Annotated in this window: 18 protein-coding genes and 2 pseudogenes; 6 read left to right on the top strand and 14 right to left on the bottom strand. The window is 34.4% G+C overall.

Annotated elements, in window-relative coordinates; genetic code table 11:
* The first annotated feature begins 36 nt into the window (after positions 1-36).
* Positions 37-261, top strand: coding sequence for a hypothetical protein (locus tag AC1Q8L_RS02570; RefSeq protein ID WP_000162602.1), 225 nt, complete (start codon positions 37-39; stop codon positions 259-261).
* Positions 262-555: 294 nt separating this feature from the next.
* On the opposite strand, the pseudogene AC1Q8L_RS02575 reads toward AC1Q8L_RS02570, so the two are convergent.
* Positions 556-1,731: pseudogene (locus tag AC1Q8L_RS02575) on the bottom strand (MFS transporter).
* 3 nt (positions 1,732-1,734) lie between these two features.
* On the opposite strand from AC1Q8L_RS02575, the pseudogene AC1Q8L_RS02580 reads away from it, so the two are divergent.
* Positions 1,735-1,860, top strand: a pseudogene (locus AC1Q8L_RS02580) (transcriptional regulator); the annotation flags it as partial.
* A 39-nt stretch (positions 1,861-1,899) separates the two neighbouring features.
* Here the strand turns inward: AC1Q8L_RS02580 and AC1Q8L_RS02585 are convergent.
* From AC1Q8L_RS02585 to AC1Q8L_RS02595, 3 genes are all read right to left on the bottom strand, one after another.
* Complete coding sequence (locus AC1Q8L_RS02585) at positions 1,900-2,847, bottom strand: S8 family peptidase (RefSeq protein WP_000099763.1); 948 nt, start codon at positions 2,845-2,847, stop codon at positions 1,900-1,902.
* 275 nt (positions 2,848-3,122) lie between these two features.
* Positions 3,123-3,410 carry an AbrB/MazE/SpoVT family DNA-binding domain-containing protein gene (locus AC1Q8L_RS02590; RefSeq protein WP_000648324.1) on the bottom strand — a complete coding sequence of 96 codons (288 nt, stop codon included), beginning with the start codon at positions 3,408-3,410 and terminating at the stop codon, positions 3,123-3,125.
* Between the two features lie 115 nt (positions 3,411-3,525).
* Positions 3,526-5,406, bottom strand: a complete 1,881-nt coding sequence (locus AC1Q8L_RS02595) for an FtsX-like permease family protein (protein ID WP_492339399.1) — start codon at positions 5,404-5,406, stop codon at positions 3,526-3,528.
* 274 nt (positions 5,407-5,680) lie between these two features.
* Between AC1Q8L_RS02595 and nadE the strand changes: the two genes are divergently transcribed.
* The gene (gene nadE, locus AC1Q8L_RS02600) at positions 5,681-6,499 is read left to right on the top strand and encodes an NAD(+) synthase (protein ID WP_000174903.1); all 819 of its coding nucleotides are present in this window, start codon (positions 5,681-5,683) and stop codon (positions 6,497-6,499) included.
* A 44-nt stretch (positions 6,500-6,543) separates the two neighbouring features.
* Here the strand turns inward: nadE and AC1Q8L_RS02605 are convergent, their stop codons facing one another.
* The 4 genes from AC1Q8L_RS02605 to AC1Q8L_RS02620 all read right to left on the bottom strand — a co-directional run bounded on the left by AC1Q8L_RS02605 (position 6,544) and on the right by AC1Q8L_RS02620 (position 9,404).
* A complete protein-coding gene (locus AC1Q8L_RS02605) occupies positions 6,544-7,005 on the bottom strand; it encodes an NUDIX hydrolase (protein ID WP_000024994.1) in 462 nt (153 codons plus the stop codon).
* 30 nt (positions 7,006-7,035) lie between these two features.
* Entirely contained in the window at positions 7,036-7,233 is a 198-nt protein-coding gene (locus AC1Q8L_RS02610; protein ID WP_001048104.1) for a DUF4083 domain-containing protein, read from the bottom strand.
* 107 nt (positions 7,234-7,340) lie between these two features.
* Complete coding sequence (locus AC1Q8L_RS02615) at positions 7,341-8,501, bottom strand: transglutaminase domain-containing protein (RefSeq protein ID WP_000520634.1); 1,161 nt, start codon at positions 8,499-8,501, stop codon at positions 7,341-7,343.
* Between the two features lie 150 nt (positions 8,502-8,651).
* On the bottom strand, positions 8,652-9,404 hold the full coding sequence (locus AC1Q8L_RS02620) for a YwqG family protein (RefSeq protein ID WP_001034838.1): 753 nt from the start codon (positions 9,402-9,404) through the stop codon (positions 8,652-8,654).
* Positions 9,405-9,627: 223 nt separating this feature from the next.
* Here AC1Q8L_RS02620 and AC1Q8L_RS02625 point away from each other — a divergent pair, with 223 nt between their 5' ends.
* Both AC1Q8L_RS02625 and AC1Q8L_RS02630 read left to right on the top strand, forming a co-directional pair.
* The gene (locus AC1Q8L_RS02625; protein ID WP_000540425.1) at positions 9,628-9,774 is read left to right on the top strand and encodes a YjcZ family sporulation protein; all 147 of its coding nucleotides are present in this window, start codon (positions 9,628-9,630) and stop codon (positions 9,772-9,774) included.
* Between the two features lie 87 nt (positions 9,775-9,861).
* Positions 9,862-10,827: a patatin-like phospholipase family protein gene (locus tag AC1Q8L_RS02630; RefSeq protein ID WP_000686810.1), complete on the top strand. Its 966-nt coding sequence runs from the start codon at positions 9,862-9,864 to the stop codon at positions 10,825-10,827.
* Between the two features lie 107 nt (positions 10,828-10,934).
* Here the strand turns inward: AC1Q8L_RS02630 and AC1Q8L_RS02635 are convergent, their stop codons facing one another.
* Both AC1Q8L_RS02635 and AC1Q8L_RS02640 read right to left on the bottom strand, forming a co-directional pair.
* Positions 10,935-11,102 (bottom strand): DUF3933 family protein, encoded by a 168-nt coding sequence (locus AC1Q8L_RS02635; protein WP_000816390.1) that lies wholly within the window; start codon positions 11,100-11,102, stop codon positions 10,935-10,937.
* Positions 11,103-11,114: 12 nt separating this feature from the next.
* Positions 11,115-12,557: an aminotransferase-like domain-containing protein gene (locus AC1Q8L_RS02640; RefSeq protein ID WP_000532401.1), complete on the bottom strand. Its 1,443-nt coding sequence runs from the start codon at positions 12,555-12,557 to the stop codon at positions 11,115-11,117.
* A 118-nt stretch (positions 12,558-12,675) separates the two neighbouring features.
* Between AC1Q8L_RS02640 and AC1Q8L_RS02645 the strand changes: the two genes are divergently transcribed.
* Positions 12,676-13,290: a LysE/ArgO family amino acid transporter gene (locus tag AC1Q8L_RS02645; RefSeq protein WP_001287316.1), complete on the top strand. Its 615-nt coding sequence runs from the start codon at positions 12,676-12,678 to the stop codon at positions 13,288-13,290.
* A gap of 53 nt (positions 13,291-13,343) precedes the next feature.
* Here AC1Q8L_RS02645 and bcbE read toward each other — a convergent pair whose 3' ends face one another.
* The 4 genes from bcbE to AC1Q8L_RS02665 form a co-directional block, all read right to left on the bottom strand.
* Positions 13,344-14,573 (bottom strand): bacillibactin exporter BcbE, encoded by a 1,230-nt coding sequence (gene bcbE, locus AC1Q8L_RS02650; protein ID WP_033667500.1) that lies wholly within the window; start codon positions 14,571-14,573, stop codon positions 13,344-13,346.
* Positions 14,574-14,809: 236 nt separating this feature from the next.
* A complete protein-coding gene (locus AC1Q8L_RS02655) occupies positions 14,810-15,016 on the bottom strand; it encodes an alpha/beta-type small acid-soluble spore protein (protein WP_000113545.1) in 207 nt (68 codons plus the stop codon).
* A gap of 124 nt (positions 15,017-15,140) precedes the next feature.
* Positions 15,141-15,983: a sugar phosphate isomerase/epimerase family protein gene (locus AC1Q8L_RS02660; protein ID WP_000877683.1), complete on the bottom strand. Its 843-nt coding sequence runs from the start codon at positions 15,981-15,983 to the stop codon at positions 15,141-15,143.
* A gap of 37 nt (positions 15,984-16,020) precedes the next feature.
* On the bottom strand, positions 16,021-17,004 hold the full coding sequence (locus AC1Q8L_RS02665; protein ID WP_000200710.1) for a DUF6005 family protein: 984 nt from the start codon (positions 17,002-17,004) through the stop codon (positions 16,021-16,023).
* Between the last annotated feature and the right edge of the window lie 5 nt (positions 17,005-17,009).

Raw genomic sequence — 17,009 nt, forward strand, 5'->3', positions numbered from 1 at the left:
CTATTGCGTCGTTTGTCAGGAGAAAGGGTGTTTCGTATGACAAAAAAGAAAATAGAAGATTTCTTAACAAACTCCGAAAAAGAGGAACTGCTAGAAAACTATAAATGTTTACGAGAAGCCCGCACAAAAAGCGAAGCTAACTATTTTGGTGAAGCAGTAAACCATCTATTAAATAAAGCAAAACAACGAATTATTAAAGATGCAGGTATACATGATGAAAATGCTGCAACTGTTCAATCAAAGAGAAAAGCACTGTTTTAGCTACATTAGCTAAAACAGTGCTTTTTATTACAACATTTTTCACATTACTTTCACATCTATTTCACAATTATAAGTACTCCTATATGTTAAACTAGGTATATCCTTTTCCGAGGAGCTATATGCCGATATATAAACCCCTATCTATATAGGGGTTTTTTATTTCCCCATAATTTTATTACAAATCCTTTTCAATCATACAGCTCAACGACGAATTATTAAAAATACAGCAACTATGCAATCAAAAAGCACCTTTTTAACTTATCCTAAAAAATTGTTTTTTGATTTACTAAAACTTTATGATGCAATTCCTTTTTCATTATCTTTACTAATGTTTTCACCTTTTCTAAACAGAAATAAAGCTACAACATATAATAACGCTGTAAAGCTACCTACTAGTATAAAATTGTGAGATGTTGCAAATAACATTCCTTCTATTACCGCACCAATCATTTGGCCAATGTACATCGAGGCGTTAGCAAGGGCAGCACCTGTTCCCCTTGCTATAGTAGACATGTTTTGTAAATGTCCCATCATTAATACAAACAAAATTCCTGTCACAAAAAATAAAACAAAGAAAAAGAATTCAACAAAAATAAGATTCTTTAAATAGGGAAGTATTACATATAACACTGCCGTAAATACAATTCCACCATAGAAAGAAAGATTGTATCCAATTTTATTTACAAGTCTAGGGCCAAAAATATTACCAGCTAAATTTCCTAATCCTAGTACAAGCATAGCCGTACCTACTTCATGAACCTGTAAGCCAAATTGAATGGAAAGCCATACACCAAAAAATGAAAATGCAGCAAAATTTCCGGTTTGAAAAACAAAGTATGCAAAATAAGAAAGTGAAACCTTTGAATCTGTAAGTAATTGTTTATAACGCTGTAAAATCACTTTTTTATTTCCACCTATATGAACCGACTGTATTTCTGGTAATACAACATAAATAAGAATAACAAGTAGTGCTGATAATATACCAATGAAATAGAATGGGATTGTATAATGTATCGTTGCTAAATAAGCTCCCAGTGGCAGCCCTAAAATTTGAGAGATTGATAACCCTGCTGTTGCAACCCCAATTGCTTTCACAATTTGCTTTTTCTCTATAAGGAGCGGAATGGATGCCCACACTTGTGGAGATACAAAAGCTGCACTTACACCTGCTAAAAATCTAAATGTTAGCATCCATCAAAAACTCGGTGCAATTCCACACAAAAACGTACTTATTGCAAAAAAACTCATACCTAGTACCATCACTTTTTTTCTGTTTAATCCATCTGATATAGGACCAGCAATAAGCGCAAATCCAGCATACCCTAAAGCATACGAACTCACCATCCATCCTGACAACTCGGTTGAAACATGATACACCTGTTGTAATGTCGGCAACAGTGGTGAAATTAAGAAAGTGTCTGTACCGATCATAAACATTATCGTGAAAAATACAGCTAGTACTCTATTCATTGTGAGTCAGGTGTTATGTACACACGCCTTGAAGGAACACAACGTTTCATTTCAATTCGTGAAGAAGATTTAAATGCTAGATTCCCAGGTTTGTTACAAGTTGTATTACATGCGACAGAGCCATATTAAAAAACATCTCATATGAATATGAGATGTTTTTTAATATGGCTATTCTTTTAATAAATCTATTAATCCATTCCCTTCAGATGTACGTTCGTACCCTAAAGGTACAGTTCTTTTAATAAGTTGTGCATATACTTCCGGCTCTGATAACTTTCGACCGTATTCTTTCTCACACTGTTTAATGAGCAAGGCGAGCGCCCCAGCAATATGCGGCGTCGCCATGGAAGTTCCACTTAACACAGCATATTTCCCATCTGGATACGTAGATAATATTTCATCACCTGGCGCTACTAGATCAATTTCTTGATTTGAATTACTAAAACATGCAATCTTCCGCTCTAAATTAACAGCACCAACTTCAATTACCTCAGAGTAAGCACCTGGGAAATCTAATTCCTCTGTTTCATCATCGCAATCTCCATTATTTCCAGCAGCACATACAACGAGAACATCCTGCTTTACCGCATTTTGAATTGCTTCATGTAATTCTGGAACATCTTGCGGACCACCAAGTGACATTGAAATAATTCTCACTTTCTCTTGATTCGGCCCTCTCCAATTTACAGCATAATGAATTGCCTCAATAATTTGCTCATAACTTCCAGAACCATCTCCCGCTAAAACTTTTAATACTAACATTTTAGCAAGTGGTGCAACTCCTAATACACCGACACCATTTTCAGTCGCGGCAATCGTCCCCGCTACATGAGTACCATGTCCGTTATTATCAAGATACACATTTGGATCAGCTTCATAATCTTTTGTGAAATTTCTTCCGTCGATAATACGATCTTTTAAATCTATATGATTAGTATCACACCCTGTATCTAATACGGCAACGACTACATCTTGCCCCTTCACACTCTTTTCCCATACTTGCGGAGCGTGAATCATTTGTACACCTGGTGGAATTTCATTTACTTGTTCTACCACCTTATTTACGGTAAACGGAATCAATTGTATACCTTTTTGTTTATTCACTGTACTACTCATCGTAATCCCTCCTGAAAATGTATTATTTTCATTTCAGACCACTTTTGAATACGTGTAAATGTAACATTCGTTTTATTCTTTTTGTTTTCCTTCTTTTCAAATATTTCTCAACATCATTTACTAACTTTATACTACTTTTTTATTTTCCCTATGATTTGTAGGAAGTAACACCCCATGTCGTTCAACTACTAACCAAAATAAGAGAACCAATTAATGGTCCTCTTACAGTCTTTTAAAAGAATGATATGTAATTTGAAAAATAATATAAATTAAGACTAAACCTCACTCTTGTTTAAAAACTTTTCTATTTCTTTTACTAAATATTCCGCTCCCTCTATCCCAACAGTAATATTTCCATTTGCTAATGATATGTTCTGTTCTGAAACATCACCTGTGATTTGGCAAGCATTGTAAGGTTGATATTTTTGTAAAATGATTTTATCTGCTTCTACAAAAATTTCAAGCGGTGATTTGATTTGTATTCCCAATACATCGCGTAATTCTTTAGGGATAACAATTCGTCCTAATTCGTCTACTTTTCGAATAACTCCTGTTGCTTTCATATTTCTCCCCCCTTACTCTATATTAATTTTTCCACCTCGCTTTTTCCATTTTATCACTTTTTGGCAATACTTGCCTCTTTTTAGAAAATTTTGTACTCGAGTTAAAAAAACACATTTAATGCATACGTAATCTCTCTTTCAATTGTTTTACATAACGGGATCTTATAAGTAAGAAGTATACAATTTGAATACCTATGAAAATACTTAATACAACTGTATTTTCTTTAAACAATGAGTACTCAAACATTTGCCCTAACGCAGTTAAGGCTACTGCCCCATGTAATGTTGCAACACCAATTGGAACGAAGAATAAAAGCGCCAATCGAATTGTAACTACCTTCGATAATTCCCCACTCGTCAATCCAACTTTTCGAATCATTTCGAACAAGCGAACATCATCCTCCAAATCGGAGAATAAACGGAAGTAACGGAAACTTCCTGCGCAAACGAAAAATACTATACCAATAAAGAAACCTACAAATAAAATCGGTCCTGCAATTTGTAAACTTTGGTTTTGTTCGTACTCTTCCGCACTAAACGTTGACTGTTCTTGATACGGTTTAATTTGATGAGTAAGCTCTTTACCAATTTCAATCTCATCTTTCGTTCTTTCAGTTTTATACATATAATCTTTTGTCTCTATAAATCCATCTTGTAATGAATCATATTGATTATTAGAGATTACATAAACATTTCCTCTTAATATTTTCCCCAATGAAGATGAAGTAACTTTTTTCACCTTTAAACTTTCATTCATATTGGGTAAAGTAATTTCTTTTCTTTCTTTCATCGCTGGCCCTGGTATATCAGCTGACAAAAATACAATCTCTTTATTGGCTACAGTATTAAATGGTTCTCCTGTTAACTTTGCATATTCCTTATAATCTGATTCTTTTATAAAAGTGGCGCTTCTTAACGACTGTTCCTCCGTTTTCTTTGTCGAAATATTAGTTTTTGAAGCTGCTATATTATGTTTCTTTAATCCTTTGTCAATCATTTGTATATGTTGTGATTCGTTACTATTCCCTTGCTTAGAATGGTAATGAAACGCAATTGGTCTCTCCATTATCCCTTTCGTCATGGATGCGAAGCCGACTAATGTCCCTATTGCGGAAAATGCTACAGTAGAAATAATGGTTACAATAAAGAACATTCTTGCGTTATCTCTCATGCGATACGCTAAATCTGATAACGTAATAATATTAGTCTGTGTCCAATAGAAACGTTTACTTTTTTTACATAATCGAATAATAAAGACACTCAGCTGCTTGTACAACAAATACGTCCCAATAATAACTACCGTTGTAACAGGAATCATCATAATAAATACCATTGCGCCATGCGATAGAAGAGCTCCTACATAGCCAGCACTAAGCAATACTACTGCTAATATTGAAGAAATGATTGATGCTTTCGGTTCCGGTTTTGCCTCTGCTGACCCTCTAAACAACTTCATAATTTTATTTTTACGAATCATTCCTGCACTAAACAATGATATGATCATAAATAATATGAAAAACATAATACTTGTTACAACAATTGCTTTCATCGGTATGTAATAGGATAAGGATATATCTAGTTTTAATATCATCGGGGCGACAAATAGTAATACCCCTGAAAATAACATACCTGAAAGAATACCAAAAATAATTGCCCCTATTCCAATCATAATATTTTCAAAAAAGATAAGACGCTTTAATTGATATTTCGTCATACCTAGCATCATTAAAATTCCTAGCTCACGCTTTCTCGTTTTTAAAAACATTCCCATCGAATATAAAATAAAGAAGAATGTAAATAAGTAAATAATAGACTGTGCAAAAGACATACTTACGAATACGTACTGACCCAATTCTCCTGCACTTAATGCCGGATGAAACGCAAAAAATGAATACACAAAAAAGGCCATAATAGCAAATGCACTACTCAAAAAATAGGCTGAGTATGTCCGTCTATTTCGCGTTACATTCCGATATGCGAGTTCTCTAATGTTCATATTACTTCTCCGCCCTTCTTTCTACTAACTATGTTTTTATATTAGTAAAGTACGGAAATACCTTCCATCGATTCAAATGACAAAAACCTTACAGTTTTGAAAGGTTTAAAAAAATTGCTTATACGTAGTACTTTATTTATAATGACTACATTCATATTCATACACACATCCTATTGTATATTCGTTAGTTTTGCGAAATAATAAAGGATAGAAGTATGTGCCATTATACATATAAACTTATTTACCGCTTTAATATGAATAGGAGGAAAACATAATGACATTACAAGAACAGATTATGAAAGCATTACATGTTCAGCCTGTAATTGATCCAAAAGTTGAAATTCGTAAACGAGTTGATTTCTTAAAAGATTATGTAAAAAAAACAGGCGCAAAAGGATTTGTACTTGGTATTAGCGGCGGCCAAGACTCTACTTTAGCAGGACGCTTAGCACAACTTGCAGTTGAAGAAATTCGTAACGAAGGTGGTAATGTAACGTTTATCGCCGTACGTCTTCCTTATAAAGTACAAAAAGATGAAGATGATGCACAATTAGCATTACAATTCATTCAAGCAGATCAATCTGTTGCATTTGATATTGCTTTAACTGTTGATGCTTTTTCAAATCAATATGAAAACTTATTGGGTGAATCATTAACAGATTTCAATAAAGGTAACGTGAAAGCACGTATCCGTATGGTTACTCAATATGCAATTGGTGGACAAAAAGGGCTACTTGTTATCGGAACAGATCACGCTGCAGAAGCTGTAACAGGGTTCTTTACAAAATTCGGAGATGGTGGTGCAGATTTATTACCATTAACGGGATTAACGAAGCGCCAAGGACGTGCATTATTACAAGAGTTAGGTGCAGACGAGCGACTTTACTTAAAAATGCCAACAGCTGATTTATTAGATGAAAAACCAGGTCAAGCTGACGAAACAGAGTTAGGTATTACTTATGATCAATTAGATGATTATTTAGAAGGTAAAGCAGTTCCAGCTGACGTTGCAGAGAAAATTGAAAAACGTTACACAGTGAGTGAGCATAAAAGACAAGTACCAGCGTCAATGTTTGATGATTGGTGGAAATAAAACATAAAAAAGAAGCTAATCTCATTTAGCTTCTTTTTTATATGTTAACGATATACCCCTACTCTTTTCTCCAATAAATCTTGCAGGCAATCTTCATGCTGTTTACAAAATAACGGTGGCATGTCGTCTAACGGGAAAAACTTCAAATCCAACGTTTCATCACCATCTACTTTTTTGTCGTCCCCAACTATTGAGCATGAAAAACACATCACAATTGACTGTGCCTTGTCTCCATTTGGATATGATTGAAAATATTTTGTATACACTCCAATAAGCTCATTTATTTCTACATCATACCCGGTTTCTTCTTTTATTTCTCGGATTGCAGTTTCCGCAGCCGATTCTCCTATCTCCATTGCGCCACCTGGAAAGCCCCAAGCGTTAAAGTCTCCTCTTTTTTGCAGTAATACTTCTCCTTCTTTATTAAATACACAACCACCGGCAAAGTTTAAGAAAACATAATCATGCCCTACTTTTTCACGTAATTCTTTTATATAATTCGCCATTCTCTTCCCCTTTTCATACTTCTTCTATCGCTATTTCTTATCTTTTTCAAGCAATTCAATAATTCGATCTAGCTTCTGGTTCATATTAATCACGTGGTGTTTCTTTGCAACGCTGCTTTGTAATACTCTTCTAATAAACAAAGTAAATGATATGAAAAACAAAACGATAAGTCCGATTACTAAACAAGTATATATCAATGTAAAAATATTACTTTCGAACAAGTTCATTCAGCATTCACATCCTCTCCTTTTTATTTTATCACATAATTCCCAATATTTTAAAGTGATCAACAAATATAAAAAGAGCATCTTTTACAGATGCTCTTTCTCATTGCTTAATACGTAAATGTAATTGTCGCCAATGAATAACCCGCCAGTGCACTATAAGGTGCTACTTGATAAGACACACGCTTTGCACCTTTTGGCCAATTTATTTCATTTAATACTTTCTTTATATCTTGCATCGTTCCATCCATGGACTGCTTATATCGTACTTCTACTTTTTCTGGTTTGCCTGCAAACTGTTGCTGCAACTTTTGCTTAAATTCATTATAATTTTCTGCTCCGTATTCTGCAGATAAGTATTGTAAATTTGTTTCTTTTAACATCTGCTCATATACAATAGTTTTTGAGCTACCAGCTTTTATTTTATTTGTTAATTCACCAAAATAACTTGTAGTTGCCGCTGGATATTTGCTACGATCCCATTCATGATCTTTACTTAACTGTTCGTCAGACATATTAAAATATGAGTAAGTTACACGCCCTGCTTTATCTGGTACTGGATCATCAAATGTAGTATCTAGGTGATACCATTTGTTTTCAATGTTCACTAAATTCCACGCGTGAGCTTGTCCATTTCCTGTGCCTGTTACAATATGATTTTGAATACCTGCCTCTTTTAACAACTCATACGTTAATAATGTATATCCTTGGCAAACGGCAGAACGATTCGCTAATGCTTCATATGCTGTATACGCTTGATAAGACGTATCATAAGACACATGCTTCACAACGTAATCGTGAATAGCTTTTACTTTCTCATGCTCATCCATCCCTGGTTTTACAATTGATCCAACAATTGATTTTGCCTGAGCTTTTACATATTGAGTTTGTTCTTTTGATTCACGGTATTTTACTTGCAGTGTAAACGTATAGTCCCCTGGCATTCCTTTAATAGAATATCTAGTAGACGCTACATTATATTTTACATACTCATCAGCATCTACAATTTTATTAAACTCACCATACAATTGATCCATAATATTTCTAGCATTTCTATCTTTTGTTTTATATGTGATTGTAATATTTTCTTCTCGATTATCAATCTGTTTTTTTAATTCTTTTCTGAAATCATCTAATAACTTTACATCTGATTGTGCTGTCACCGTATTCGGATTTGTAGCTGCATAAGATACAGATGACGCTTGTAAGCCTCCCATTACTATAGTTGAACAAAGTGCGGCAGCTGTCACATACTTAATTGTCTTTCCCATCTTGTCACTCCTTATATTCTATAACTATACGAAAAAGTATCGTATAGTTTCAGAGTATACAATACTTTTTCGTATAGGTCATATGAGATTATGCATATTAACTAATTCACATAAAAAGGTTGTTCTTTTTAAAAGAACAACCTTTTTTCATTAGCATGTTTGTAATACACAGCATGTATTTTCAAAACGTTGATTTTTCAAATCTTCATTACTAATACAGAAATATAGCATCCCTAGTTCTCCCCAAACCATATTACAATTTTTATGATCTGAATCAATTTGGAATAAAAGAGTCATTTGCTGCGGGTCTACTCCCATATATTCTCCTGTCTCATATAACACTTCTTCTTGTACAGAGAATGGCTCACCAAACATTTGATGGTTATCATAGTTATCTGGAATTAGCTCTTCAAGTAATTGCAAGAAACGATCTGAATCAGCCTCATCTTCAATGAAAAGTTCTGGTAATTTGTATGTCAGTTCAAAAGTAATTGCACACTGGTTATATTTCGCTTGTATTTCATTTTCTCTTCGTAATTGCTCTACAGGAACATCATAATAAAGTACACGCCCAGCCTCTGTTAGATTCACATTTTCTTCAAAATAATTTTCAATGCAAAAGAAATACAGCATCCCCGTCTTAGGAAGATTGTGATCCATACCAACATTTTGTAAATCACTTAAGTTAAATTGCGCGATAAATTGTAGTGGATTTCCTTTATGCTTTGGATATTCAAATAAAGCTGGTAGATCAGGAACTCCTCCCATTTTCGAACTACCTATCGCAACAGTTTCCTGCTGCTTTGGCACAACTTTTATACAAGGAAATACAGTATTAATAAGTTCCTCTTTCAAGTGTGTTAGTTCATATTTATCAATTAACACTTCAATTTTTTTATTCATAAATTCTCCTTACATTTACATACTTATTTATATCATAGTACAAAGATTATACTTCATTCTTTACAAAATCAACAAGCCTCCAAAAAACGGGCTTATCCTTCGTACGCGAACAAGTTTAAAAAAGCATACTATACATTGTTCCTACAAACACGATAGTTCTTTAGTTCTTCCAGTACATTTTCCCCTCGTTCATTTTTATTTTTAATATAAGGAGGAATTCCACATGGGTTACGGATATAGTTGCGGCGGTTACGGTTACGGCGGTAGCTGTGGTGGTTGTGGTTACGGAGGTTTCGCTTTATTAATCGTTTTATTCATCCTTCTAATCATCATCGGAGCTAGCTGTTGGGGCGGCTTTGTAGGCTGCTAGTAAACTTAAAAACTATTGAAAAAAAGCACGTACAATACGTGCTTTTTTTCCATTTCCAAATCTTTTATTTGAAAGGAAGTATGTTTAATGAAGATTGATGGTGTTTTTGAAGGAGGCGGTGTGCGCGGTATTGCGCATGTTGGGGCAATTTGCGCGTTAGCCGAAAAAGGTTATGAATGGGAACGTGTAGCTGGTACATCGGCTGGTTCGATTATTGCAGCGCTCCTAGCGGCAGGATATTCTTGTTCAGAGTTAAAAACGATTATAACTGATATTGATTATAATAAATTTACGAAAAGAACTTTTATTGATAGAATTCCTTTTATCGGTAAGGGACTCAGTGCATGGACTACTCTAGGTATATACTCTAATGTATTTATAGAAGAATGGATTGAAGAATTACTTCGAAAAAAAGGGGTTCATTTATTTACTGATTTACCAGATCTAAACAAACTCAAAATTATCACCTCTGATATCAGTAATGGTAAAATGGTTGTCTTTCCTGACGACTTACCAAACTACGGATTTTTAAATTATCGCTTCTCTATCGCTAAAGCGGTAAGAATGAGTAGTACAATCCCCTTCTTCTTTGAACCCGTAAAATGGAGAACTCCAAAATGGAAGCAGCCTTGTTATATGGTTGATGGAGGAATTCTAAGTAATTATCCAATTTGGATCTTCGATTCACCTACCGCTCCTCGCTGGCCGACTTTCGGATTTCATTTTGTAAAAGATGAGATTCAAGCTGACCCTGCTCACTATAACGAGCCTATTTCTATGTTCAAAGGACTATTTAAAACAATGATGCAAGCTCACGATTTACGTCATTTAGATAACGAATCAAAAGCAAGAACCATTACAATTCCAACAGGAACGATTACAAGTACTAATTTTGAACTGACAAAGGAAGAAAAAGAATGGCTTTACAATTCTGGTTATAACTCTGCTAATAAATTTTTACAAGCTTGGAACTTTAGGCAATATATTGATGAATATAGAAAAGGAAATCAAGACCGAAAGACAAATCGATTTTTTCGTCAACTTGACTCATAATATTATTATTTTGCATACAAAAACGTTTGACAAATTAATAGTAAATAAGCCTAGTAATTTCTTATATTACTAGACTTATTTACTTCCTATACAATCTCGTACATTGTTTAAGGGTACGATAACCCTTCGGCTTCTTCTGCAGTAATAACTATGTAACGATTTCCCGTTCTTAATCCTAACAGTTCTGCTTTTTCAATTGCTTCTTGCTGCGTCTCCGCATAAGCAGCTAAATATTTTTCTCCATTGATCATTTGGCAAATTACATATTGTTTCATTACTTTCTCCTCTTACTTTTTCATTAGTTGTGCAAGTTTTTTTATACCTATTTCAATTTCTTCTAACGTTGCGTATGAATACGATAGGCGCAAAAATTGATTTGCACTTCTATCATATAAAGTACCTGGGTTTAATAAAACCTTTTCTTGCAGAGCTTTATCAAATAAACTGCGATATGAAATGGGTACTTTTATATGTACCCATATATAAAATCCCCCTGTTGGTTCATGCCAAGTTGCTATTTCACGAAGATATTTATCTAACATTAGTAACATAAAATCTCTTCGTTTTTTCAATTCACTTCTTACAAAGCGCAAATGCTCATCATATAGACCATTTGTAAACCACTCTGCTGCAATTTGCTGGGATATAGTGCTTGAACCATAATCTGTTTGCATTTTTATGTCTGACAATCTTTGAATTACTGGCTCAGGTCCAACAATCCATCCAATTCTTAACCCTGGACTAATTACTTTGGACATGCTTCCAATATGTAGTACGATTCCATTTTTATCATAGGCTTTTAAAGGTTTCGAACAAGGTGCATCAAACCATAAGTCTTGATACACTGCGTCCTCTATAATAGGTAATCCAATTTCATTACATATTTCCATCACTTCTATTCGTCTCTTCGCATTCATACTAAAGTTCGTTGGATTATGAAAAGACGGGATTGTATATAAAATAGATGCATTAAATTGCTTCTTATATTTTGTAATATATGATGTATTTAAACCGTTCTCATCCATTGGTATTCCAATGAAACGCATTCCTGCGGATTGAAAAACATTAAGCGAATATAAATAGGATGGTTTTTCTAATAAGATGGATGCCCCTTTTGGAAGAAGCCCCATAGAGATAAGTTGCAGCGCTTGAATTGCTCCTGAAACAATTAATATAGAGTCAGGAGATACATATACACCATGCCCCTTTAAGTATTCGGAAATCTTTTCCCTTAAATAAAAATTTCCTTTCGGCTCTTCATACCCAAGCGTCACATTTGACTTTAAAAGCTTATTCATAATTTCTTTCATCTTTTTCTCAGGTAAGAGACTCGGCGCGAGCTCACCTGTTCCTAATCGAATTACATGTGGATAAAATTCAGCTTGATTAATCTCCTGAATAGCTGGGAGATTCGGATAATGAAGTCCTGTTTCTACATAAGACTGCCAATTAGGCGGGGGTGCGTAAGTTGAAGCATTCTCATTATTATTTACAACAATTGTTCCTTTCCTGCCATTCCCTTCTATGTATCCCTTTGCAACTAGTTCATCGAAAGCCATTACAATTGTGCTTCGATTCACACCAAATGTATGTGCCAACTCTCTTTGTGAAGGTAATTTCGTTCCAACGGTCCATTCTCCATTAACGATCCTTTCTTTTATATAAGTTTCTATTTGTTTATACAGCGGAGTCGCTAGAGACATATTCGGTTTCCAAACGAATCTTCCCATTATATCACCTTATATTCTTTTTGGTTGGTAACCTCCCCAACCATATGGATGGATACAAATTTTCATTTCTTCTATACAATATACACTATCATAATGAATTAAAATAGGAGGTAATATGATGAGTGAAGCAATTATTCATGGTATCATTCTTGCATTTGGACTTATCATTCCATTAGGTGTACAAAATGTTTTTGTCTTTAACCAAGGTGCGAGCCAACCAAACATTTGGAGGACAGCTCCCGTAGTATTAACTGCCTCTATATGTGATACGTTACTCATATTGATTGCAGTGCAAGGTGTCTCCCTTGTACTCCTTACTTTTTCTTGGCTAACTAACTCGTTATATATAATTGGATTTTTCTTTCTCCTATACATGGGCTTTGTTATTTGGAGAAGTAACCCTTCCAACGATGTAAAACAAGAAAAAAGTATGCCCTTAAAAAAGCAAATCCTTTTCGCAGCATCCGTTTCGTTATTAAATCCACATGCAATTTTAGACACAATCGGTGTAATTGGAACAAATTCTATTCAATACATAGGAAGTGAAAAATGGGCTTTTACACTTGCAACTATTATCGTTTCTTGGATTTGGTTTATAAGCTTAGCTTTAGCGGGGAAATTTCTAAAAAGACTAGACTCGACCGGAAAGACAATTTTATTATTAAATAAATTTTCTGGTCTCATCATATGGGGTGTCGCACTTTATATGTTAAAACAAGTTATTTATTCTTAATGAACGAAAGAGAATTGCATGTTACTCAAAACATCATGCAATTCTCTTACAAATTATGAAGTAGGTTCCGGTTTCTGTTTTACCGCCTTTGCATCCTTTGCTGGTTTAATCCAAATGATTGCTATGACAGCACCAATGGCAGCGAAAATACTTGTCAAATAAAACACTTCATGGTCCGCCCCTTTCATGAAAAAAGAATATAAAGGTGGTCCAGCTGCTACACCGATAAATCGCATTGAACTGTAAAATGACGTAACTGTTCCCCTTTGCTCCTTTTCAATTCCTTGTGTAATGAGGGCATCTAAACATGGGAGTGCCATACCAATTCCTATCCCCATAATAACGAGACAAAGAAGTAGTAAATAAATCCCTTTTATAAATAAAGGAACGATGACTGATGCAGCTGCCATTAAAAAACCAATATAAATACACTTCTTCATAACATTTTGATTATCTCCAATTTTTTTACCGGCCATATATGAACTAAGTGACAGTACAAGTAACGGGATAGCAAGCACACACCCTTTCCATATACCATGAATGTCATACTTTGATTCCAGTATAGTCGACAAATAAAAGAGAATTCCGAATAAAATAAGCATAATAATTGCACCTAATGCAAAAATGGCAATTAACCATCTTCCTTTTTCTCGAAACGTAGACAGAATAGATTTTATAAACTCTTTAAGTGGTGGTACTTCTCCTTCTTGTTTCTTTGCCTTTACTAGAACAAGTAATAAAACAATTGATACTACGCATAAAACTGGAATCGCCCAAAACGGTAAGAACCATACAACGGCTGCAAGAGCAGACCCTAAAATAGGGCTCAGCACTTTCCCAAATGTATTGGATGTTTCTATGATTCCTAAACCTGTACTAACTTGTTTTTCGTCTTTGTATAAATCACCAACACACGGTATAACAACTGGCATTGCACCAGCAGCACCAATACCTTGAATCGCTCTACCAATCAATATCCAATTGTAGGGATTATCAACTTTCCAAGATACCCAACCAGTTATCGCTCCTCCTATAGCTGCAATCAGCAAACTCGGAACCATTACCATCTTTCGTCCCCATCTATCTGATAAATAACCAGCAATCGGTATAAGTAGAATGGCTACGATAGAGTAAATTGTAATAATCATGGATACTTGAAACGATGAAATATGTAATTTCTTTTCAATAGTCGGCAGAATTGGGATGAGCATTGAATTCCCTAATGTCATAACAAGTGGAACTGATGCAAGCGCAATTAAACAACAGTTTTCTTTTTTTAACATGTTGGCTTCGAAACCTTTCATCATATATTTCTTACCATATAATAGCCCCGCTGGAACGTAACTTTTCATTCCACCAGGGCTATTACATCTTTACTACTTCCCATTCACAACAAAAGAAATTGGGGAAATTATAGTATTATTCCTATTCTTTGAATCCAGTTCACAATATATCCATACCAATTAATTGAAAAAAAAAGAAAGGAAGAATCCTTCCTTTCTCCTATAACCTTATACATTTAGCGAGTATATCCGCCACCAAGCTGTTGTTCTGCCATCGCTACTAGGCGTTTTGTGATTTCACCGCCTACAGAACCATTTGCACGTGAAGAAGTATCAGCTCCAAGTTGTACACCGAACTCTTGTGCAATTTCATACTTCATTTGATCTAAAGCTGCTTGTGCTCCATGTGATGCTAATTGATTAGAATTACGATTTCTAGCCATTACCAATCACCTCCTTATTTATATATAAATTGTGTTAAATTCAAATTAAAATACATGGTAATTTTTGGTTATTTCTCACCATAAAAAAAGAGCCTCTAAAACGAGACTCTAACATCATTTCACATTACGAAGTTACTACTTCTAATTTTCTATTTATTAATACTTTCATTTCTTCTTTTAATATCTCTTTTGAATTATGTCCAAACCATTCTAAGGAAGCAAAAAGATCCGTACCTCTCACTTCCTGAATAATCTCATCATAATTTACAATACCTTCAAATAACGGAACCATACCTATACGACTTCCTGCTGCAGCATATACATTATTAGGTTCAAACACATGCAAATAATCCGCTGAAGATATATTCTTAAAATGGTAATGTAGTGTCCACGGCTTTAATCGCTGGAAACTGTCTATTGGATCTGCGCCAGACTCCCATATATGAAGAAAATCAAGATTTATTTTTAAATTCGGATGATTTACTTCTTCTAATAACTCTATAGTAGAAGGCAATGTGTCCGTTAGTGTATTGGGATGTGTTTCTAACAGCACATACATATTGTGCTGAGCAAACACATCACAAATCTTACGTATTCGCTTCACATACTCTTTTCTCTCTTGTTCCGAGAAGTCCTTGCTCCCTTTTTGCCCAGCAAACGTGCGAATTTTATTCGTATTAAACCAATTAGCTAGTACTACAAGTTGTTCACTTTTCTCTATCGTTTTTTCAAAATCTGCTGATAATGATATATCTAAGTAATCACTTATCATCGTAATTTCTAAGTTTTTATCCTTTAGAAAATTCAATTCTCGTTCTGTCGTTTCACGTTCTTGCATGTACAAATTTTGTGCATGCGTCCCCCATAATTCAATTCCTTCAAAACCGTTTTCATATGCAAATTGAACAATATCAGTAAATGAAATTAATTGATGACGAAATGAAATGGTACATAGCGAATATTTCATAGTATTAAACTCCCCTATCTTAAATTCAGTTAGCTTATTAAAGAGTTGCGACAGATTGATTTGTTTTCATACCTTTCCATGATAGAAACTGTCTCTCTAATTCCTTCTTAATTTGCAGTTCAATTGCATTCATTTCATCCAGTTTTTCAATAATCGATACTAGCATACCTTTATTATTCGTCATTGCCATTTTAATTGCACGATACTGTACATTTGTAAATCCTTGTACAATATCCTCTACCCGATCACACCAATAATCAAATTCTTGCTCCGAATATTGCAACGTTTCACGGAAGTATGCAAAGGCATGCTCATAACTATATTTACGAATTGCAAGTACTGGTATTTGTTTTACTGCTGCTACAAGTCCAGAAAGCGCATATCCTTCTTCCTCATTTGCCATTTTTACAATTAAATTTTTCAGTTCCATAGTCAGTTCATTGTCGTTCTTTTTGAATGTTTCTGCGAAATAACTAGCTACTGTTTCTTGCGTTGGCTCCCCAATTCCTTCTATATCAATGAAATAACCTCCACCAAATGGGTTATCTTGAATAGAGTGAAGTACTTTTTCTCTTTCCATATTTCCTTCCCAACGAAAATCAGGATCTAGCATGAACCACTCTTCTTCTTTCTCTGTTTTTGATATCATTAAATAATGTGGAAACGGTTTTTGATGAAATTTATTTTCCCTCTCTGGTAATAGAGACATATCAACCATTACAATGACATAACGATTTTCCGGCTTGTTTTCTACTAATTCTAAAAACGTTTCTACATTGCTATCTTTATTTTTTGCATGATCATACCATTCGTTTACTTTAATACCGTACAATTTTTCAAACCAAAGTAAATAATGATCATGGTTAATGTTTTCAGAGTGATATGAAATAATTCCGCCTTCTGTTATATCAAAATCTCCATCCCATAGTCCAAAATAAAATGGACGAAAATCAATGTCGCTACGCCTTTTTATAATTTCACAAAAACAACTCACTAAACAGTGCACTTTAATTGAAGTCATACTCT

The organism is Bacillus sp. GW823-FHT06A11 (assembly GCF_058795355.1).